The following is a 2,803-nucleotide window of genomic DNA, read 5'->3' as shown; positions in this document are numbered from 1 at the left end:
CCGAATATGCGGCGGTGGCCGCTTACGGTCCATAAAACCGGAAACCGCACGTTCGATCCGTTTGATTTCAATCTCGCTCAATGCCACGGCACTCTCTCACTCTCCATACCTCAATACACATAACGCCTCAAACACCGGCGCAGCTTTGCTGCGTCCGAGTGCTTTGATTTGTTAGCGAATTTTCTATCCACGTTCGAATATACATGAAACCAGCTCCTGATAAACCTCCATATCGTCAGTAATATACTCCGAAAGCGTGAGCTTAAATTTTTCTGCGTTAACGCTGGATGTGATATTACAGAAATTCTTAATTCTACCCGTAGCATCCTTAAGATTTTGATTTATTATGTCAGTAACAAATTGATCATACGACGCCTCATCAAATGCCAGCTCGTTTTTTGAGCAATAATTCATTAATACTTCTTTGTCATATAGATAATTTTCGATTTCCCATCTTTTTAAAACCCGATGGTTTTGGGGATTATTTTGAAGATAAATTTGCCGATCATTTTCAGTAGTATCTCTACCAGATGCCATATCCCTGTCTTTCAAAACGAATATTTCTAGCTCCGAAAAAACCTTACTCAGTATCGCAATAGCAATATCGCTTCTTTGATCAAGCTCGGTATTTCCACCGCTTGAAACAAAAAGGGTATCATGATAACTGTCAGAGAAAACGTTATTAAATACGTTTGCATCCAATCCTCTCTCCGCTCCATTTCTGCCTGGGCTATCTCGACCCTCACAATAAACGATACGCTTTGGACAAACTAAGTTAGCCAAGTCGTCAAGTGCGATAGAAAAAATTTCTTTCCAGCTAGCCTTTGAACTCTTCATTGGAGTCAGAGTATATGGCTTTGATGCTAGTTCATATTCGCTCTTAAAGTGAATAACCTGGCAGTCTTCTTTTAACTCTTCCTGGAGTGTTCTTAGGAAGCCAATGCTGTGCGTGGTTATCCATATTTGACAATCATCTCCCACCAAGCGATCAATCTCAATTAGGAGGTTTTTTTGAATTGAAGTATTAATATGAAGTTCTGGCTCATCCAATAAAAATACTGTTTCGCAGTATTCATCTTTTCTGAGATATAAATCCAGAAGGATATCGACGACCTCCTTCTCACCCGATGAAAGTACATTAAATTCAAACTTATTCGGATGATCTTTCTTTTGAAAGTAAAGGGTGCCTTCTGAGGCTTCAATATCGCCAATGCTAGATATTTCTAAATCCAGACACTTAGATATAGACGCGTTTAAATCACCAATAATTTTTGCCTTAGCCTCGCTAGGCTTGCAGTCAGTATCATGTAAGTATTTATTAAATTTTATATATAGGCGGCGATAATTCTCTTCCATCTTATCGTCTAGATCAGATGCAGATGAGGCTCCATAACTATTTAACCTGATTTCTTTTGTTGCCTTTGACTGAGTAACTTTTAAATTACTATTGTATCTATAGGGACTGCGAAACGAGAAGATAGTATTTTCTGTTCCGATTTTAGCTCTTTCTTCTCGTATTTTCTGATACCGTCCTTCGGTAAACTCAATATCAACATTTTGATAATTGTAATTTGGCGTCTGATTCATTGAGTGATATTCATGATTCTTTTGGCCTTTATCTCCAATGTGATTATGTGCGTTGTTATGGAAAAGCATTCCGTCTAGAACACTACTTTTCCCACATCCATTAGGGCCAACCAAAGCTACAATGCGTTTTGGCTCTTCGCCTAAGTCAATTGTCAATTCAAAGAATCTTTTGTAGCCATTCTTTAATTGCAGCTTTTTAATTCTCATTAGTCTCTCTATCTCTACAACGATGGGCTAGTTTTGGTCGCTAACGCCGCCAGCAGGGGCCGAAAAACCAGAGCGAAGCGGCGGTTTTTTGGTCCCTCTGGCTGGCTTTGTTAGGAATTTTTTGGCTCAAAATACTTTGGTCGCTCTGGCCACGAACAACGCTCTTTAAATTGTAATTCAATAGCTGGAGGCTTACTGCCTACCAAAAACCCATTACGCCAGGAGAACCAATTTAGAAACATATTCAAGCTTGATGAATCTTCGAATTCGTACCTGACCCAACATTCTTTGTCGGGGTCTCCTACTGGAACTAGTTGCAATGTGCTGGCACAGGAATTCTTAAATTTTGATAGCTGTGAATCAACTTGAGCTTGGAGATTTGTAATGACTTCTCCGATTTTCATTTTATAGAAACCGGTGGGATCAATGACTATTTCATTTGTCAGTGAAAACTGACAATCCATAGCAGCGGCTACCTCTATTGGGGTTTCGGCTCTTATTGATTCCCATAGAGCGTCAAAAATTATACCGGAGCATGCCTCAGCATGGTCATTACCACATGACTGCAGCAGTTCAGTATTGTGCCCCCACAGGCCAAACTCGTTTCGAACTCCAGTACCAAAAGGAAGGTGCAACTGTGCAGTTACATTTTCTTTCGGGTTATTTCTGATCCATTCAATATCTTCTTTAGACAACCATTCAGTTTTCAAAACGGCTACCGCCTCTTCCACTGTCTTTGGCCAGCTTTCATTTGACGTACTATTCTTCAAGGAATTACCAGTACAAGCTACCAAATATAGCGAGAGTAAGATTATTGATATGTGCTTCATAGTATTCCTAACGCTTCAATCAGCCGACGCGTTAGCGGTCGGCTGCATTGACTTGTGTACGCCCAGCATGGGCATGAACTAATGAGGTGAAAGTCCTCTGTAGGAAAGTCACCGTTTATATAACGTATAGGTTATTAAACGTTAACTACTAGCGAATGGCAAGAGCTAAACCGTGAGGG

2 protein-coding genes are annotated in these 2,803 nt (G+C 40.2%); both read right to left on the bottom strand.

All coding sequences use genetic code 11. From position 1 onward, the window contains the following. Window positions 1-183: 183 nt before the first annotated feature. Window positions 184-1,794, bottom strand: coding sequence for an AAA family ATPase (locus M1L23_RS12885; protein WP_252627847.1), 1,611 nt, complete (start codon window positions 1,792-1,794; stop codon window positions 184-186). A gap of 110 nt (window positions 1,795-1,904) precedes the next feature. Then, window positions 1,905-2,624, bottom strand: coding sequence for a DUF6794 domain-containing protein (locus tag M1L23_RS12880; protein WP_252627846.1), 720 nt, complete (start codon window positions 2,622-2,624; stop codon window positions 1,905-1,907). Window positions 2,625-2,803 lie beyond the last annotated feature (179 nt).

This window comes from Aliidiomarina quisquiliarum, assembly GCF_023922585.1.
In the GTDB taxonomy this organism is placed as follows: Bacteria; Pseudomonadota; Gammaproteobacteria; order Enterobacterales; family Alteromonadaceae; genus Aliidiomarina; species Aliidiomarina quisquiliarum.
Note: the sequence above shows the minus strand (reverse complement) of the source record. Positions and strands in the feature narration are given on the sequence as shown.

What these genes read in the sequence shown, in the direction of transcription:
- M1L23_RS12880 (WP_252627846.1), bottom strand. Translation starts at nt 2,624, where the DNA reads ATGAAGCACATATCAATAATCTTACTCTCGCTATATTTGGTAGCTTGT.
- M1L23_RS12885 (WP_252627847.1), bottom strand. Translation starts at nt 1,794, where the DNA reads ATGAGAATTAAAAAGCTGCAATTAAAGAATGGCTACAAAAGATTCTTT.